Annotated in this window: 17 protein-coding genes and 7 tRNA genes; 2 read left to right on the plus strand and 22 right to left on the minus strand. The window is 40.7% G+C overall.

Annotated features, from left to right (window positions below; translation table 11 throughout):
- Positions 1 to 67: 67 nt before the first annotated feature.
- The 7 genes from IPU53_RS24380 to IPU53_RS24410 form a co-directional block, all read right to left on the minus strand.
- Positions 68 to 141, minus strand: a tRNA-Gly gene (locus IPU53_RS24380).
- A gap of 7 nt (positions 142 to 148) precedes the next feature.
- Positions 149 to 225, minus strand: a tRNA-Arg gene (locus IPU53_RS24385).
- A 20-nt stretch (positions 226 to 245) separates the two neighbouring features.
- Positions 246 to 329: transfer RNA gene (locus IPU53_RS24390), tRNA-Leu, on the minus strand.
- Positions 330 to 430: 101 nt separating this feature from the next.
- Positions 431 to 505: transfer RNA gene (locus tag IPU53_RS24395), tRNA-Gln, on the minus strand.
- A 120-nt stretch (positions 506 to 625) separates the two neighbouring features.
- Positions 626 to 697 (minus strand) — tRNA-Glu (locus IPU53_RS24400).
- A gap of 14 nt (positions 698 to 711) precedes the next feature.
- Positions 712 to 802: transfer RNA gene (locus tag IPU53_RS24405), tRNA-Ser, on the minus strand.
- Between the two features lie 30 nt (positions 803 to 832).
- Positions 833 to 904, minus strand: a tRNA-Asn gene (locus tag IPU53_RS24410).
- Positions 905 to 1,282: 378 nt separating this feature from the next.
- On the opposite strand from IPU53_RS24410, the gene IPU53_RS24415 reads away from it, so the two are divergent.
- Complete coding sequence (locus IPU53_RS24415; protein ID WP_396019975.1) at positions 1,283 to 2,593, plus strand: purine-cytosine permease family protein; 1,311 nt, start codon at positions 1,283 to 1,285, stop codon at positions 2,591 to 2,593.
- Positions 2,594 to 2,898: 305 nt separating this feature from the next.
- Here IPU53_RS24415 and IPU53_RS24420 read toward each other — a convergent pair whose 3' ends face one another.
- Positions 2,899 to 3,354, minus strand: a complete 456-nt coding sequence (locus IPU53_RS24420) for a SprT family protein (RefSeq protein ID WP_207454092.1) — start codon at positions 3,352 to 3,354, stop codon at positions 2,899 to 2,901.
- A 217-nt stretch (positions 3,355 to 3,571) separates the two neighbouring features.
- On the opposite strand from IPU53_RS24420, the gene cmpA reads away from it, so the two are divergent.
- Positions 3,572 to 3,685 (plus strand): cortex morphogenetic protein CmpA, encoded by a 114-nt coding sequence (gene cmpA, locus IPU53_RS24425; RefSeq protein ID WP_207454094.1) that lies wholly within the window; start codon positions 3,572 to 3,574, stop codon positions 3,683 to 3,685.
- Between the two features lie 22 nt (positions 3,686 to 3,707).
- Here cmpA and IPU53_RS24430 read toward each other — a convergent pair whose 3' ends face one another.
- From IPU53_RS24430 to alr, 14 genes are all read right to left on the minus strand, one after another.
- The gene (locus tag IPU53_RS24430; RefSeq protein WP_313886558.1) at positions 3,708 to 5,882 is read right to left on the minus strand and encodes a Tex family protein; all 2,175 of its coding nucleotides are present in this window, start codon (positions 5,880 to 5,882) and stop codon (positions 3,708 to 3,710) included.
- Positions 5,883 to 6,031: 149 nt separating this feature from the next.
- Positions 6,032 to 6,505, minus strand: coding sequence for a hypothetical protein (locus IPU53_RS24435; protein ID WP_207454096.1), 474 nt, complete (start codon positions 6,503 to 6,505; stop codon positions 6,032 to 6,034).
- Positions 6,505 to 6,879 carry a hypothetical protein gene (locus IPU53_RS24440; protein WP_207454098.1) on the minus strand — a complete coding sequence of 125 codons (375 nt, stop codon included), beginning with the start codon at positions 6,877 to 6,879 and terminating at the stop codon, positions 6,505 to 6,507. The genes IPU53_RS24435 and IPU53_RS24440 overlap by 1 nt, the downstream gene beginning before the upstream one ends.
- A gap of 587 nt (positions 6,880 to 7,466) precedes the next feature.
- On the minus strand, positions 7,467 to 8,063 hold the full coding sequence (locus IPU53_RS24445) for a SpoIIE family protein phosphatase (RefSeq protein ID WP_207454100.1): 597 nt from the start codon (positions 8,061 to 8,063) through the stop codon (positions 7,467 to 7,469).
- Positions 8,060 to 8,854, minus strand: a complete 795-nt coding sequence (gene sigB / locus IPU53_RS24450) for an RNA polymerase sigma factor SigB (RefSeq protein ID WP_207454102.1) — start codon at positions 8,852 to 8,854, stop codon at positions 8,060 to 8,062. The genes IPU53_RS24445 and sigB overlap by 4 nt, the downstream gene beginning before the upstream one ends.
- Positions 8,832 to 9,305 (minus strand): anti-sigma B factor RsbW, encoded by a 474-nt coding sequence (gene rsbW / locus IPU53_RS24455; RefSeq protein ID WP_207454105.1) that lies wholly within the window; start codon positions 9,303 to 9,305, stop codon positions 8,832 to 8,834. Before rsbW ends, sigB begins: the two co-directional genes overlap by 23 nt.
- A gap of 1 nt (position 9,306) precedes the next feature.
- Entirely contained in the window at positions 9,307 to 9,636 is a 330-nt protein-coding gene (locus IPU53_RS24460) for an anti-sigma factor antagonist (RefSeq protein WP_207454107.1), read from the minus strand.
- Positions 9,637 to 9,701: 65 nt separating this feature from the next.
- Complete coding sequence (locus tag IPU53_RS24465) at positions 9,702 to 10,709, minus strand: PP2C family protein-serine/threonine phosphatase (protein WP_207454109.1); 1,008 nt, start codon at positions 10,707 to 10,709, stop codon at positions 9,702 to 9,704.
- Between the two features lie 14 nt (positions 10,710 to 10,723).
- Positions 10,724 to 11,125 (minus strand): anti-sigma regulatory factor, encoded by a 402-nt coding sequence (locus IPU53_RS24470; RefSeq protein ID WP_207454115.1) that lies wholly within the window; start codon positions 11,123 to 11,125, stop codon positions 10,724 to 10,726.
- A gap of 3 nt (positions 11,126 to 11,128) precedes the next feature.
- Entirely contained in the window at positions 11,129 to 11,485 is a 357-nt protein-coding gene (locus IPU53_RS24475) for an STAS domain-containing protein (protein ID WP_207454116.1), read from the minus strand.
- Positions 11,482 to 12,315: an STAS domain-containing protein gene (locus tag IPU53_RS24480; RefSeq protein WP_207454122.1), complete on the minus strand. Its 834-nt coding sequence runs from the start codon at positions 12,313 to 12,315 to the stop codon at positions 11,482 to 11,484. The genes IPU53_RS24475 and IPU53_RS24480 overlap by 4 nt, the downstream gene beginning before the upstream one ends.
- Positions 12,316 to 12,954: 639 nt before the next feature.
- Complete coding sequence (locus IPU53_RS24485; protein WP_057982001.1) at positions 12,955 to 13,305, minus strand: type II toxin-antitoxin system PemK/MazF family toxin; 351 nt, start codon at positions 13,303 to 13,305, stop codon at positions 12,955 to 12,957.
- 4 nt (positions 13,306 to 13,309) lie between these two features.
- Complete coding sequence (locus IPU53_RS24490; RefSeq protein ID WP_057981999.1) at positions 13,310 to 13,591, minus strand: CopG family ribbon-helix-helix protein; 282 nt, start codon at positions 13,589 to 13,591, stop codon at positions 13,310 to 13,312.
- 704 nt (positions 13,592 to 14,295) lie between these two features.
- Positions 14,296 to 15,414 carry an alanine racemase gene (gene alr, locus IPU53_RS24495; protein ID WP_207454124.1) on the minus strand — a complete coding sequence of 373 codons (1,119 nt, stop codon included), beginning with the start codon at positions 15,412 to 15,414 and terminating at the stop codon, positions 14,296 to 14,298.
- Between the last annotated feature and the right edge of the window lie 685 nt (positions 15,415 to 16,099).

Below are 16,099 nucleotides of genomic sequence, written 5' to 3' on the forward strand. Positions count from 1 at the left end.
ATCAAACTTTCTTAACAGCAACTTTACTAGTATAGCATTTGTAATTCTCACTGTCAAGAACTTTTTTTGGAGCGGGTGATGGGAATCGAACCCACGACAACAGCTTGGAAGGCTGTAGTTTTACCACTAAACTACACCCGCATTAAAATGGCGCGCCCGAGAGGAGTCGAACCCCTAACCTTTTGATCCGTAGTCAAACGCTCTATCCAATTGAGCTACGGGCGCATATTATAAGAAGTCAATGATGCGGTAGAGAGGACTTGAACCTCCACGGGGTTATCCCCCACTAGGCCCTCAACCTAGCGCGTCTGCCATTCCGCCACTACCGCTTAATTAAGCGACAAAAAGTATTATACCAAAAAACTTTTTCTAACGTCAAGGTTTTTTTCGCTTAGGCGTGAAGGTTTTTTCTCGTTGTAAAGAATCAAAATGGCTGGGCTAGCTGGATTCGAACCAACGAATGACGGAGTCAAAGTCCGTTGCCTTACCACTTGGCTATAGCCCATCAAATATGAAGGATATTATCTTAACATACTTTCTATCAATAAGCAATTAATAGATTTTATATTAACACCTTCATTAGAAGCATTACTCTATTAGTTGCATTCTATCTAAAAGAGAAAAGTGACCCCTACGGGATTCGAACCCGTGTTACCGCCGTGAAAGGGCGGTGTCTTAACCACTTGACCAAGGGGCCTTAAAAATATGTAATGGCGGAGAAGGAGGGATTTGAACCCTCGCGCCGCTTACGCGACCTATACCCTTAGCAGGGGCACCTCTTCAGCCACTTGAGTACTTCTCCAAATATATCATTAAAAAGTATTAGACAAAACTCCGCAGGTAGGATTCGAACCTACGACCGATCGGTTAACAGCCGATAGCTCTACCACTGAGCTACTGCGGAATAAATGACTCTTATGAGTATACAGAGCGAATAGAATAATGTCAATAGCACTTTAATTTTTTCAAAAAAATAGTTTATCGGAGTGAAATTATGCCATCCTTTCTTCTATTCCCATTTTAAAGATAACCACTGTGTTTGTGAGAAAACGCACGATTAATTTTACCCTATGGCCTTATAGCATGTTAGAAGCGATTTGAATTCATTCTGATATTATTGTTATATTGGATGGCATGTGCCGCAATATTCGCAACACTCACTAAAGACAAACTATAACTTATGAAGGGGGTTGGTTGTATGGGATCTGGAAATTTAACAGATCAAAAAACAGAAATGAATGATGACTTTTCACTTAAGAGCGTTCCCCGTTCGCAACGGAATATGGGATGGATTAGCATTACAAATATTACCTTTGGCATTGCAACGGCTATTTTCTATTTTCAAATGGGTAGTGTGATGGCCCTTCAATTTGGTGCCATGAATGCCATTATATCAGCCATCTACGCCATTATCGTAGCAGGTATACTCGGTACCTTTATTGCTTATTTATCAGCTAAATCAGGGATGAATGTCAATTTAATGTCTAGAGGTGGAGGGTTTGGCTATATCGGTGCCTCTCTTACCTCTTTTATTTATGCAACAAACTTTATCATGTATTGCGCACTTGAAGGAATGATATTGGTTTCAGCTGTACACTCCTTTTTTCCGATTATCCCCGAATGGGCATTAATTCTTTTCTTCGGAACATTAGTAATCCCGCTTAATTGGTTTGGTATAAAACAACTAGATAAGCTTCAAAAGTGGTCTTTGCCTCTATTTTTCATTTTCCTAATTGCCGCGATTGTAGTCTCTGCGAAGACTCCTTCCCTTTTTGCAGGCAGCTTTTGGAGCTATATGCCCGAGAACGTTCAAGTAGGCGGGACAGCATTGCTGTTATGTATTGGCATGCAGCATGGGATTATGGGGCTTACCCCACTACTTGCTTCAGACTACACACGTTTTCTAAAGCCCAAGGATACTAAAATCGGAATCTTTGCGATTGGATTTATTCCCCAAATATTTTGTTTCGGTGTGATGGGAGGTTTAGGGATTTGGTTTGGTGTTCGATTAGGTGAGCCAAATCCAGGTGTATATATTGTACTTCTATTAGGTATCTGGGGAGCTCTATTTACAATGCTAACCCAAGTTCGGATCAATATCACCAATATTTATAGTGGTTCACTATCGCTATCTAACTTTTTCGAAAATGTTTTTAAATTTACGCCTGGAAGACGCTTTTGGGTTGTGATCACTGGTATATCGGCTATGATCTTAATGTTGGGTGGAATTGTAAATCATCTAGATACAGCCATGACCTTTCAAGGGGTCTTTTTATTAACTTGGGCGTCTATTCTTGTTACAGATGCTTTGATTGTAAAAAAACTGCTTAAAATCGGGCCAGGCTATTATGAGGCTAGACAAGATAATTTATATAAATGGAATCCAGTTGGGGTTGTCTCTTTACTTGTGGCAAGCGGACTAGGGACTGTAGCGGCTATTGGCTATATGGGGACATTTTTACAAAGTACCGCTGCCTTTTTCGCAGCTATATTAGCAGCCCTCCTAACCATTCTGATTGCGATTCTGACAAAAGGAAAGTACTACGTTCGAAGGAAAGCGGGGAACATTCCGAAAGAAGATTACATCGCCTAAAACAATGCCGCTTGACTCGTTCCCATGGCGTCATGCAAGCTATTGACTAGATAAGTACGCGAAACTACGAAAGAGGATGGGATATAACTAAAATGTTAAGCGCCCAAGATGAACAATGTATTATCTTAGCGGAGGAAATATACGTAGACTCATGCGGGAAGTGAGAGTTCAGCAAGACACCGGAGGGCAAAGCCCTGAGGAGGGTTGCCACTCGCCCGCGGAAAGCGAAGTATATTTCCAGAGCGAGTATATGCACCCTACTAGTTCGTCTTTTCTTTGGTGAAAACACTTTTGTCCCAACCTCTTTACGTTTCTAATTTTCTTAGCTTCCCCTTGCATTTTCCGCAGACAAAGCGAGTTGTATTCACCCTACGTTTTCTTTCATACATTTGAGCGCAATCTTGACATTGATATTTATGGATGATTCCTTTCGCTCTCTTCTCTATTTTCAGTGGGGTGCAATGACGTGGGGCCCCGACTTTCTTCATTAACTTTTTAAAATCTTGATCTCGATGCTGATAACCTTTTCCCTCAACATGCAAATGATAATGGCAAAGTTCGTGCTTAATAATTCCTTCTAGTTCCGATATGCCATGCTCTTCCAAATACTTGCGATTGATTTCTATATTATGAGAGGTTAGCAAATAGCGTCCTCCCGTTGTACGCAAGCGAGCATTAAAAACAGCCTTATGTTGAAACGATTTATGGAAATACTGTGCTGATATTTTCTCAACTAAAAATTGCAATTCTTCATTGGTCACTTTAACACCCTCTTACGAAGTACGTTGGAACCCCTCTCGTTTTCGCCACATATAATGAAGCAAACTATTTATAAAGGATGCTCAAAAAGTGAGATCAAAGGCTATATGCACGTCATCCAGTGCCGAACGTCGAGAAGTTACCACTGCCTATGGAAGCTCGTTGGCTTGCTTTTCCGCTACTCAATGTTTTGAACACGCTCTTATAGGAGGTTTTTGAATGCCTAGCTGGTTTGTACATCAAATGCAAAAGGCCTTTTTCGAAAAAAATCTCTATCAAATCAAATTATTAAATCAATGCTGGCACTATTATAGAAGGAAACACTGCAAATGAAAAATGCAGTGCTTCCTTTTGTTTATTCTCCGGGAGAAAGCATTGTGAGTGAAAGTCTTCCCTTCTGTACATCCACTTTTTCTACCCAAACCGTTACAATATCTCCAAGTGAGACAACATCTAGAGGATGTTTCACGAATTGTTTACTTAGCTTAGAGATATGCACAAGTCCATCTTCTTTTACACCGACGTCAACAAACGCACCAAAGTCCACTACATTTCGCACTGTGCCTTGCATCTCCATGCCAGGCTTTAGATCCTCTAGCTTCAATAAATCTTTTTTCAATAATGGCTTCGGCAGCTCATCTCGTAAGTCGCGTCCCGGCTTCATCAATGCCTCTATGATATCCCGTAATGTTAAAACACCAAGTCCTAATTCAGCCGCCATCTTTTCTTGATCAAGCTTTTTTAGTGCACCGACCAATTCTTTACTACCTATATCTTTTGTTGAGAAGCCAAGTTGCTTGAGTAAACTCATCACTTCATCATAGTTTTCGGGATGAATAGGTGTTACGTCCAACGGCTCTTTTCCATCAAGGATACGTAAAAAGCCAATCGCTTGTTCATACGTTTTCGCTCCTAAACGTGGGATTCCTTTCAATTGTTTCCGTCCTGTAAACTTCCCATTTTCTTCCCGGTACTTGACAATGTTATTCGCCACTGTTTTGCTAAGCCCTGACACATATTGTAAAAGAGAAGGTGAGGCTGTGTTTACATTCACGCCAACTTGGTTCACTGCAGTTTCGACAACGAAGGTTAATGATTCGTTTAATCGTTTTTGCGAGACATCATGCTGATATTGACCGACTCCAACTGATTTTGGATCGATTTTCACCAGTTCTGCCAACGGATCCTGCAGTCTCCTAGCAATCGAAGCGGCGCTTCTTTCCTCGACTTGCAGATCAGGAAACTCCTCTCTCGCTAAAGCAGAAGCTGAATACACACTTGCCCCTGCTTCATTGACGATCACATAAGCTAGATTTTCCTTCATTTCTTTTAAAATATCTGCAGTAAATTGTTCCGTCTCTCGGGATGCCGTTCCATTCCCGATCGCAATCACTTCAATTTGGTATTGTTTTAATACTTGCATCATCTTTTCTTTTGCCTCAGCACGCTTGGCTTTGGGCGGATGTGGGTAAATGACATCGATATGTAGTAATTTTCCGGTCTCATCCACAACGGCCAATTTACAGCCTGTCCGGTAGGCTGGATCAACACCTAATGCCATTTTTCCTTTTAGAGGGGGCTGCAGGAGAAGATTTCGTAAGTTCTCAGAGAAGATATGGATGGCTTGTGCTTCTGCCTTTTCAGTCAATTCATTTCGAACTTCACGTTCAATCGCTGGCTCAATTAAACGTTTATATCCATCTTCAATGGCTTCCATGATAACAGGCGCAGCAATGGATTCTTTCTTTTTGATTACTCTTCTCTCTATATATGAAAGAATTTTTTCTGGGTCCATTTTAATGGAGACCTTTAAGATTTCTTCCTTTTCTCCTCTATTTAATGCTAGTGTGCGATGAGGAACAATTTTTTTCACAGGCTCCTCATATTCATAGTAGTTTTCAAAGACTTTTTTCTCATCCTGATCCGTGTTTTTTCCCACAGAAGTGATTATACTGGCGTGGAAAAATTCCTTTCTGATCCATTGGCGAATAGCCGCATCATCCGAAAATTGCTCAGCAAGGATGTCCTTTGCCCCTTGAATGACGGTAACAACGTCTGCTACTTCCTTTTCCTCTGAAATATATTTTTCTGCTTCTTCTTCCACACTGCCATTTACTGGAAAGTTCATAAGCCATTCCGCAAATGGTTCTAACCCTTTCTCTTTTGCAACAGCGGCACGAGTACGGCGCTTCTGTTTATATGGACGGTATAAATCTTCAACAATTTGTAGTTGGTCCGCTTTTAAAATCGCGACCTGTAATTCCTCTGTTAATTTTCCCTGTTCCTCAATTAAGCGAATGACATCTGTTTTACGTTGCTCTAAATTTTGCAGATACGTCCATCCATCCAAAATCCCTTTGATTTGTACTTCATCTAATGCACCCGTCATTTCTTTTCGGTAACGCGCGATAAATGGAACAGTATTTCCTTCTTCTAAAAGTTCAATGACACTGGATACTTGTTTTTTCGATAAATTGAGTTCTTTTGCAATTTTTCCATGTAAATCAATATTTTGTTCAACTTGTATCACACTGGTCCCTCATTTCTCTTTTACTAACAACTATTTTATCATAAAAGTGAAACTTCAATCAGTGAAGGCTTCTCTCATTCCCATTGATTGAATACGATTCGATAGAAAAAAGCTCGAGTATCACACTCCAGCTTTTTTCTATCGATACTTTATTTAAAAATAACGGAAATAGCATCCTTAAGCTTCATATTACTATCGACCTCATAGGAACCTGGTTTTAATTTCTTCTCCAGTTTTTGTTTTTCTACCTCATTCACGAAATCCATTGGGTCTTTAACAATTTTTGCCTTTTCTAGAGCTCTTCCTACATCAATACTTGTCATTCCGTCTGAAACAATAATTGTCGAACGATAGACAATTTTTTCTTTTTCAGCTTCTTTTGGCTCTTCTTCTGCTTTTTCATCATCCTTAGTCTTTTCAGTCGCAGCAAGTTGTTCGTGCCATTCTTCTTCAGTGTGGATGACATATCCCTCAGAAACTAACGTTTTTTTCATGTCTTCTACCGACGGTTTTTCAACCTCTTTCGCACTTGTTTCATCATTGGTAGAATAGTAGGCAACCCCACACAAACATGCAGCAATAATAAGGCCAAAAGCAAAGCTACGCATTGATTTTGCTGACATTATTTGCTTTTCTCTCCTTCCTTAACCACCATATAAGGAGTAAGTAATTGTCCCATTTCTTGTTTAGAGAGCCCTTTTTGCGCTGCAATATTTTCTAAGGAATAACCACGTCTATGAAGATCAATCGCATCTCGCAGCAAAATTCGACTTTTAGAAGAACTGGATGGGATCTTTAATTCCTGTGCATCTATCTCCCTATCAATTTCAAGAAATCGAACTTTTTGTTGTAATTTATACAATTCATCTGTCATTGTAAGAGAAAGCTGATCTACTTCCCTCTCTACCTTTGATGAATCCCGTCGCGTTTTGACAAACGATAGAATTAGGAGTAACACGGCCAATCCTAGTAAAATGGCTAACATCCATTCCATCATTTTCGATCACTTCCTTTACTAAATCTAACGAATACCCCCTCTATAATTTGAACTAAAATCCACTTAAAAGCAAGAATTTATTCAAATTGTAATCATTTTGTGAGAAATTAAAGAAAGATTCAACCTTTTTTCGACAAATTCCAAGGCGTGCCAGATATGAACAAAAGCGCAAGCGCCCGTTTAGCGACGTACAAACTTTTTAGGGTTCGACGAGATAAAGGAAACACCATGAGCTTGGAAAGCGAATGGATGTTGACTTATCGTAGGAAGAAACCGAAAGTTTGCTAGTCGCTGGGCGCTGGAGCTAGACGACAAAACTCAAAGTTATAACTTATCCACAAGCTGCAATTTTATAATTTCCTAAACGACAAGAAAAGCGCAAGCGCCCGTTTAGCGATACAAACTTTTTAAGCTTCTGACGAGATAAAGGATTCACGGCGAAGCATGAGCCGATGTTGACTTACGCAAGCAGAAGCTGAAAGTTTGCTAGTCGCTGGGCGCCGGAGCTAGACGACGAAACTCAAAATTACAACTTATCCACAAGCGACCATTTTTTAGTTTCCTAAGCATTGAAAAAGACCCCACTCTTAGAGTAGGGTGCCGACGATAAAGGACATATCGTCTGTTGTATTGACTTGTTTTGCTTTTAGCTGATCTGTCATTGTCCAAACGGAATGGTTTCCCCCTAGTAATTCACGGGTTTTAACATTAATGAAACCATCAGAGTGAAGAAGGAATTTCGACTGTTCTTCATAGGGGTATTTATGAGTATGAAACTTCTGGGGTCTACCGGAGAGATAGCCTTTCACGGGTATAGGGTAAATTAATTTACCTGCCGGTGTATACACGTAAAAGCGAAGATTGCCTACACAACTATATTCAAACTCGCGTTTACAAAAATCAACTTTTAGGATCCCTACAGCTGCTCCACGCTTCCGCAACAAGACTTTGTTGCTGTAATCCATTAATGTATCGACGCTTTCTTCTGGATTAGCTTCTACTATAGAAGTAACGGCCTTTGCAGATTCATAGGCATATTGGCCACTTCCCAGTCCATCGGCTAAAACACAAAGAAAGTAATCATCTTGCACATCTAAATAGAATGCATCCCCACAATATGGATTACTACCTTTTGCCGTTTGAAATGCATGGACCTCTATTTGTTGTCTGTCCAAATGGATCATGGAGAGAATTTCTCCGTATGTTTATTGTTTTCAAAAATGGCTTCTCTCAGTTTTTTAATCGCTTTTCTTTGTAAACGGGATACATGCATTTGGGAAATCTCTAACATCTCTCCAGCTTCTTTCTGACTTTTATTTTCTAAGTAGGTATATTGGATAATTTTTCTTTCCCTATCCGATAAAACGTGTAGGGCTTCTTCCAACACAATTTTTTGGTTCACTTTTTCATAACCATCATCAATACTCCCTACAATATCCAATAATGTAACGGTACTACCATCTGCATCTGCTTCAATGGAGTGATCCACAGATAAGGCTTGGTAGCTTTTTCCCATTTCCATTGCTTCCAATACTTCTTCTTCTGTTACTTCTAGGTATTGAGCAATTTCCGGAATTCTCGGCGAACGTTGGAGTTCCCTTGTTAATTCTTCCACAGTCGATTTAATTTTAGGCCCCAGTTCTTTTATACGCCGTGGTACATGAACGCTCCATGTCTTGTCTCTTAAAAATCGTTTGATCTCCCCAATAATCGTAGGAATCGCAAAGGCTTCAAACGTTTTTCCATAGCTTTCATCATAGCGACGAATGGCCCCAAGTAATCCAATGACACCAACTTGTACAATATCTTCATGGAAAGACTTCCCTTTGGAATACTTACGAGCAATGGATTCAACCAATTTCTGATAATGGAGCACTAATTCATTTTGAGCTTCTTCATCTTGCTGCTCTTGGTAAGCTTTGATCCATTCATTAATTTGATTTCTATCATGATCAGGTTGAGATTGTTTCAACATCACTCTCCACCTGCTCTCCCTCAAGGAATTTTGTCATAAAGACTGTTACACCCTCATGCTGATGTATTTTCACCTCGTCCATCAAGCTCTCGATCAAATAGAGTCCCAAGCCTCCTTCACGAAGAAATTCAGCATCTCCTCCACTTTTATACGGACCAATCTCCCTCCGAATCTTTTCAAGATTGAAACTTTTTCCAGAATCGGCAACCATGGTTTCAAGTTTGTCTTCATGAAGCGCAAACCCAACCACAATTTCTCCGCCCTCTTTTTGCTTATAAGCATGTTGAACAGCATTCGTAATGGCCTCACTTACAGCTACTTTCAAATCATCAATTGCATCATATGTAAAGCCCATTCTGCTTGCTAATCCTGATAAAGTGAGCCGGATCACGCCTACATATTCTGGTTTTGCAGGAATTTTCATCTCAATGTAGTCAAATGCTTCTTCCATGTTAAACTCCACCTTCTACCTCGGTATTGACATCCATTACATCTGCTAATCCAGTAATATCAAAAAGTCGTTTTAAACGATCAGACATTCCCTTCAAAACGAGTTCCCCATTATGCTCTTTTAATGTCTTAAATAGACCTACAAATATGCCCAAGCCTGTACTATCCATATAATTTACCTCTGATAGATCGACAACTATTTTCATCTCAGACTGCTCTGCACGTGGTAGGAGTTCATCACGTACCGTTGGAGCTGTATAAGCATCTATTTCACCAGCTAGTTTCGCTATGATTCCTATTTCCGTTTCTTCTACATCTATTGAAATATTCACTATCCATTCACCCCTTAAAAGGTTCTGGTATTTCTTTTACCCCGTTTTAATTAAGATAAAACCTGTTAGTGAACTCTTCTTAAAATAATAAGTGTAAAATCGTCTCTTAGTTCAAAATCTTGAAGTCTTTCTAAATCCTTATAAATGTTCGTGACGATTTCTTGGGCTGACATATGTATATAATCATGGATCATAGCCATTAAATCCTCTCGTTCAATAAATCCATCTTGTGTTCGACATTCTGAAACACCATCTGAGAGAAGGATGACCATATCTCCAACCTCAAGCTGATGGCCGAATTCTTTATATTTCGTTCTTTTATCAATTCCGAGTAATAATCCTTTTGCTTCTAAATCTTGAAACGTCTGTGATTCAGACATATAGAAAAAGCCTGGTTCATGGCCTGCTGAAGCATAGGTAAAATAATGAGATTTTGGATCATAGACGCCATAACACATTGTAATAAACATACTGGGATCCACGTTTTGTTCTACAACGCGATTAAGGCTTTCTAGTATGTCCTTTGGGGCTTTTTCCCCTTCCGGAAAGCTATCCATTCCGTATTTAATCATAGACATGGATAATGCGGCTGGGATTCCTTTGCCAATGACATCTGCGATCGCCACCCCAAGACATTGATGTTCATCTTTAATAAAATGATAATAATCTCCGTTCATCTGTCTTGCAGGTACACTAATCACGCCAATTTCCAATCCATCGATCTGAGGCTTTACCGTCTGTAACAAAGTTTGTTGCATCTTAGCGGCTACCTCAATTTCACTTTTTAAAGCTAGCTGTTCTGTCCGCAAACTTTGATGTTCTCTGTACGCAAGACCATATCCCATCATCACTTCCAGCAAAATATCAAAGGAATATAAGACGTTCTCCTCTTGGTAACCATTCTCCATAATCACAGATTTATGTAAGCTGATAATTTCTTCTGGAGAAATATGATGTTCAATTAATTTTCTACTTAATTTCTGCCCTTGGTACAAAGTCTGTTCATTTTTATCCTCTAAATATTTACTCATAATATCTCTATATTTATCTTCCAGTGTTTCTCTAAACCCCATGTCGATAAATCCTCCTATCGGAGCCATTTCACCGAAGTGATTTCAGTTCCTTCTCCAACTTTAGAGTGAATGTCGAATTCATCCATTAGCCGTTTCACACCAGGAAGACCTGCTCCTAGTCCTCCCGATGTCGTATAGCCATCTTCCATTACCCTACGAATATCAGCTATTCCCGGCCCTTGATCTTTTGCAGTAATTTTCACACCACTTTTTCCCTTTTCGTAAAATTTATCGATGCAGACTTCGCCTTCACCTGCATACAAGAAAATATTTCTTGCCAATTCGCTGATCGCAGTCGTGATTCTTGCCTGGTCGACCGTCCCAAACCCAAGCTCCTTTGCCACATTTCTGCCTAATTGGCGAACTGCTACTATGTCCCATTCATTTAATATTTTAACGCAGGACTGCAGCTCCATAGGCTACTCCCCCAGTTCCTGTTGTAATTTATCTAAACCGTTTTCCAAATCTATTGCTGTCATCACATCATCCAAACGGATACCAAGCTCGAGTAACGTGATAGCGACGGATGGTTGAATCCCTGTAATAACCACCCTTGCTCCCATTAGTTTAGACATTTCAATCACGTCGCCTAGTACCTTTGCAATAAAGGAATCGATAAAATCAATCGATGTAATGTCAATCACGACGCCACTGGCGTTTGTCTGATGAATCATTTGTAGTAAGTCTTCTTGAAATTGTAAAGCAGTTTGATCATCAAGTTCCCATTGGATCGAAACAAGTAGATATTTGCCTAATTTTAATATTGGAATTCTCAATCTACACCCTCCATTACGACAATTTCCCTATTAGTATATGCAAGAGCTTGTGCAATCCCCTTTCGCAAGGTACTCGTGGTTGTAATATGGTTTAGATCAATACCTAAATTCACAATCGTTTGAGCAATCTCCGGGCGAATTCCAACAAGCATACATTTCGAGCCCACTAATCGAACAGCATCCGCTGCCTGGATAATATGATGGGCTACCATTGTGTCCACAACAGGTACACCGGTAATATCAATCAAAACAACATCCGAGCGATGCTTCACGACACCACTTAATAGATTTTCCATTATTAACCGAGCACGTTCTGTATCAATTGTTCCCACAAGCGGCATAATAGATATCTTTTCAAATACTGGAATTAACGGTGCCGAAAGCTCTTGTAGTGCCACCTTTTGCATCGTAATCGTTTTCTCCCAGGTATCTGAATACGTATTAATCAACTGATCTTGTATAGGAGCAAGCCATGATTCAAGATCTAATACTAATTTTTTCATTTGATCTTTTGTAAGATCACTCTCTGTCACTATTTTTTCAAAAATAATGCTTTGGTAGATTCGTATCCCCGTTGTTAAATACGTAAGAGGCCAACCTAATCTAATAATGCTTTCTCCAAAATCCTTTACCTTATCATTGTACGTCTCATTGGAATCAACAATATTAGAGACGATCACATCTAAAAATTCTTTACTAGTATTATAGAATACATTATCTGAAATTGTATTGAATGAACGAGAATCCCCACGTTCTCGCATTTCATCCATCCATTCTTCTACAATGTCTCCCCCATAATTTTGTACGTAACGAACAATCTTTCTCTTCATCGAACTGTCTTCCTCCTCTTATTGGGCAAATCTAGAACAAAAGCGCAAGGGGTCTTGATGTAAGAAGAAAGGCTAAGTTCACGCGTCCTAGCGGTAGACTCAAAGCACGACTTCCTGTCGCTGCGTCTGCACTAGTATGTCCTGGACGTCGCACCACCTTTCTGACAAACATCCTGTTGCCCTCCGACAAGTAAATGTTCTGGGACAATAAAAGTCCGATTTTGACTTTTATTGTATCCGGTTATTTTAGTAGAACATCGACTAAGGTTGCCAAGTCTGCATGTCTTCTCCGATGGACCGCATCCTGCGAGCGTCTCGCCGATGGCGCCTAGAGCTAGACATCAACCATGACTTCCTGTTAATGATTCGAAGGTCGAAGATTTAATTTCTTAGACCATAAAAAATAATATTCACAGATGTGAATAATTAATTTCAAAAGCAGACAGCTGCCATTTCTCCAAACTTTATTTTAACAATGGCTTGTTAAAAAACTCAAATACTAACACATTTTATAAGTGAGAACAGGAAAAAAGTTATATTCGCTATGACCAGATTAAGCGTAGTCTTTTTGACTATACAACATCGCTAATTATTTTATCTGCTCAAAAAGGCGCTTTTGTTTTTCAACAATAAAGCGCCTTAAAAATCGATGAGTCCCAAACTTATTTGCAAGGCTTCATCTACTTTTTCCATCATTTCTTCGTCTAAATGTGTAATTTTATCTGTTAGACGTTGTTTATCCACCGTTCTAATTTGTTCAAGCAGTAGGACTGAATCCCTTTCAAAACCGTACTTTTCGGCATCAATTTCCACATGTGTGGGCAATTTGGCTTTTTGAATTTGCGCCGTTATAGCAGCAATGATGACAGTAGGACTAAATCGATTCCCAATATCATTTTGCAACACTAATACAGGACGCACTCCGCCTTGTTCTGAACCGACTACTGGTGACAAGTCGGCGAAATACACATCACCGCGCTTTACACTCAAAATACTAGCCCCCGCTTACAAGACGTTCGACTGTATTTTCTGCTTCATACTCTGCCTGAATGGCTTCGGAAGCAATTGCCAAATTGATTTTTGCCATTTCCATGTAACCCCGCCGCATTGTTTCTACAATTTGGCGTCTCCTTCGCTCACGAAGATACATTTTTGTAGCGCGATAAATAAATTCATTACGATTTACATTTTCCAATTCAGCATATCCGTCCAATTCCGCAATTAATTGTTGCGGCAAGCGAATCATGATTTCCGTTGTTCCGCTGGATTCAGACACCCACGACACCTCCACAATCACTCTAACCATTCCTGTATTATGATACCATCAATCAGCACTCGTGCAAAGACCGTTTCGAGATTCTCTTTCTATTATCAACCCATAAATCCAGTTATAATACTAATATTTCTACGTTTATCGTAATTATCCTGCTATATTTACCAAAATTTTTATCTTTTTCGCCAAAATATACGGAAAAGCGAAAGCGCTTGTTCAGCGACGTACAAATTTAAAGGCTTCTGACAAGATAAAGGAAAAGTGAAATGCGAAAGACGGCTGATTAGGAGCGACAAGAAAATGTTCCGGAACCGAGGAAGGGTGAATTTCCCCTTCGGCGGTTCCGGGTTATTTGACCGCGAGCTCCTGCCGTCTGTAGCTAGACAACACGGCGAAGCATGAGCCGATGTTGACTTATCGTAGGAAGAAGACGTAAATTTGCTAGTCGCTAGGCGCTGCAGCTGGACAATGAAAAGCGGAAGGTGGTCGCTCAGGGGCGAAAATAGGAAGAACAGCTAAGTTCGCGACGTCCTGTCGCACACCGATGGATTCGCATCCTTCGAGTCTCGAGCTCCCGCCGTCTGTAGTTGGTCAAGAAAAGCGCAGGCGACTGTCCAGCTCCAGACTCGCAGCTCGAAGTCCTAGCGCTTCGTCTACACTGTAACCCTTGTACATCGCAACGACGCTCTGATCTACATCCTATGAGCCTAAACGTAAATACGAGGAACACGGTGACTAATCATACATGTCACTTCGTAATTGATTGTATCTAATTTTTCTGCAACATGATCGACAGAAATTTTCTTTTCGCCTTGTTGCCCAATTAAAGTGACTTTTGTGCCAATCGCTGTGAATCGAGGTAACTTAATCATAGTTTGGTCCATGCAAATCCGACCGACAATTGGAGCCCATTCATTATCTGCAATAACTTGAAAACCTTGTAGATGCCTTAACCACCCATCAGCATAGCCAATCGGTATCGTCGCAATCCATTCATCCTCCTCAGCAGTATAAGTTGCCCCATAACCGATCGTTTCACCGGCTGACAACTTTTTAATATGAATAATTTTCGTATGAAGAGAAAATGCTTCTCTACCCGCAAATGGAAGATGGGGTTTAATTTCAGGTGAAGGGGATAATCCATACAAGCTAATGCCAACCCTAATCGCATTAAATAGTGAGTCGTGGTGATAAAGAGTTGCAGCACTATTGGCAGCATGCACATAAGGGGGCTGCATCTTTAAGACCCTCAAAAATTCGCGAAAGCGAGCTAATTGCCTCTGATAGTATTGTTCCTCTTTTTGATCAGCTGTGGCAAAATGGGTATAAATCCCTTGGAAATAGTATGAACTAGATTTCTTGATAAAATCCTCCATGAGGGATAATTCATTTGTGTCCTTTATCCCAATTCGATTCATACCCGTATCACATTTTATATGCACAGATAATCTGGCTTCCTTTGAAATAAAGTTCTCGGCTTTTTGCAGCCAATCAAATTGATAAACCGTTAAAGAGATGCCTGCTTTTTCCGCCACATCAGCATCCTCAGGACGCGTATAACCTAAAACGAGAATTGGGGCTGTCAAGCCAGCCTTTCTTAACTCTAAAGCTTCATCCAAAAAAGCGACCAATAAGCCATGAGCGCCCCCCTTTAAGGCCGCAATAGCTATTTGTACCGCTCCATGCCCATAACCATTTGCCTTCACTGCTGCAAAAGCCTTGGTTTCATTGGGAAGCAACTTACAAATTTCTTTCATATTATAAACAATGGCGTCTAAGTCGATTCCCGCCCATGTATCTCGATATAATTGTTGTTCATCCACCAGTAGTTCACTTCCTCAAACACAATATAAACTGTTACTATTATCAAACTCTGGTTAGTAGATGTCAATGTCCACCCTCTCGACTGGAAAACGGGGGACTTATAAAATTCAGGAAACATTCATTAAAAAATGGGGATTTTTCGAATTTCTTCGTGTTTCGGGCACGGGCAAGGCTGGCGCCGTTACTCTTTTCCTGATTTCTTCGCCTTTCGGGAACGGCGGAGGCTGGCGCCGTTACCCTTTTCCGGGTTTCTTAGCGTTTTGGGAACGGCCGTGGCTGGCGCTGTTACTCTTTTCCTGATTTCTTCGACTTTCGGGCACGGCCGTGGCTGGCGCTGTTACTCTTTTCCTGATTTCTTCGCCTTTCGGGAACGGCCATGGCTGGCGCTGTTACTCTTTTCCTGATTTCTTCGACTTTCGGGAACGGCGGAGGCTGGCGCCGTTTCCCTTTTGCAGATTTCTTCGACTTTCGGGAACGGCCGTGGCTGGCGCCGTTACCCTTTTGCAGATTTCTTCGACTTTCGGGCACGGCCGTGGCTGGCGCTGTTACTCTTTTCCTGATTTCTTCGACTTTCGGGCACGGCCGTGGCTGGCGCTGTTACTCTTTTCCTGATTTCTTCGACTTTCGGGAACGGCCATGGCTGGCGCTGTTACTCTTTTCCTGATTTCTTCGCCTTTCGGGAACGGC

This window comes from Bacillus sp. SD088 (genome assembly GCF_017355205.1).
Lineage (GTDB): Bacteria > Bacillota > Bacilli > Bacillales > Bacillaceae_C > Lederbergia.

Bases quoted from the DNA above. Each gene is read 5' to 3' on its own strand.
- IPU53_RS24445 (WP_207454100.1), bottom strand. From the start codon at position 8,063: ATGATCCATTTGGACAGACAACAAATAGAGGTCCATGCATTTCAAACG.
- sigB (WP_207454102.1), bottom strand. From the start codon at position 8,854: ATGTTGAAACAATCTCAACCTGATCATGATAGAAATCAAATTAATGAA.
- IPU53_RS24480 (WP_207454122.1), bottom strand. From the start codon at position 12,315: ATGAAGAGAAAGATTGTTCGTTACGTACAAAATTATGGGGGAGACATT.
- IPU53_RS24465 (WP_207454109.1), bottom strand. From the start codon at position 10,709: ATGGGGTTTAGAGAAACACTGGAAGATAAATATAGAGATATTATGAGT.
- cmpA (WP_207454094.1), top strand. From the start codon at position 3,572: ATGCCTAGCTGGTTTGTACATCAAATGCAAAAGGCCTTTTTCGAAAAA.
- IPU53_RS24440 (WP_207454098.1), bottom strand. From the start codon at position 6,879: ATGATGGAATGGATGTTAGCCATTTTACTAGGATTGGCCGTGTTACTC.
- IPU53_RS24435 (WP_207454096.1), bottom strand. From the start codon at position 6,505: ATGTCAGCAAAATCAATGCGTAGCTTTGCTTTTGGCCTTATTATTGCT.
- rsbW (WP_207454105.1), bottom strand. From the start codon at position 9,305: ATGGAAGAAGCATTTGACTACATTGAGATGAAAATTCCTGCAAAACCA.
- IPU53_RS24470 (WP_207454115.1), bottom strand. From the start codon at position 11,125: ATGGAGCTGCAGTCCTGCGTTAAAATATTAAATGAATGGGACATAGTA.
- IPU53_RS24415 (WP_396019975.1), top strand. From the start codon at position 1,283: ATGGGATGGATTAGCATTACAAATATTACCTTTGGCATTGCAACGGCT.